The sequence below is a fragment of the Bradyrhizobium sp. NBAIM08 genome (genome assembly GCF_020193935.1).
Classification (GTDB): domain Bacteria; phylum Pseudomonadota; class Alphaproteobacteria; order Rhizobiales; family Xanthobacteraceae; genus Bradyrhizobium; species Bradyrhizobium yuanmingense.
This window is the reverse complement of sequence record NZ_JADYVR010000059.1, coordinates 1-691: the sequence shown is the minus strand read 5'-3', so window position 1 is coordinate 691 and position 691 is coordinate 1. Positions and strand designations below refer to the sequence as shown.

At 53.3% G+C, this 691-nt stretch carries 1 protein-coding gene and 1 pseudogene; both read left to right on the top strand.

Annotated features, from left to right (window positions below; translation table 11 throughout):
* Positions 1-5: 5 nt before the first annotated feature.
* Positions 6-296: pseudogene (locus I6F37_RS45705) on the top strand (phosphopantetheine-binding protein); the annotation flags it as partial.
* A gap of 111 nt (positions 297-407) precedes the next feature.
* A partial coding sequence (locus tag I6F37_RS45425; protein ID WP_249791758.1) for a condensation domain-containing protein occupies positions 408-691 on the top strand: 284 nt, incomplete at its 3' end.

Here is a 691-nt window from a genome sequence, read left to right as displayed (position 1 = left end):
TCCATGTGGACGATATTCCACTGACCAGGAACGGAAAGGTCGATTTTGCAGCGTTGCCTGACCCGGCCAGTGTTCGGCCGTTATTGTCAACGCCCTTCGCGGAGCCGCAATCAGACCTCGAAGTCCGGCTACGTCAAATCTGGTCCGGCATTTTGCGTATCGAGAACATAGGTGTAAATGACCAATTCATAAGCCTTGGCGGAGACTCGCTCCGCGCAATGCTTATATTGGGACAGTTGCAGACCTTGCTAGGAGTGAGAGCGGATTTCAGACTGGTCCTGAATGGCACAATTCGATCTCTTGCCGCTTCGATCGAGGGGCGCACTGAGCTCAATCCGTGTACGGCTTTGACATGCCGAAAGCTAAACCGATCACCTCTGACGCACCTCCAGGAGCACCTTTGGTTTTTGGCGCAGCTCGATCCATCTGCCCGGAACTACATCATTCAAGGCGGGCTGCGCATTAAGGGAAACATCAGTTTAGCTCGGTTCAATCGCGCCTGGACCGAGGTCATTCATTCCCACCAGGCACTTTCGGCGCGCTTTATCGACAAAGACGGTCCGGTTCAATGCTTTGATGCTCCGCCATGCACCAATCTTGAATTGATCGATGTATCTCATCTCACCTCCTCCGAGGCTGAGGAGCTCATCGCACAGTTTCGGCGAACGGAGCTGAAAGACAATTTCGATCT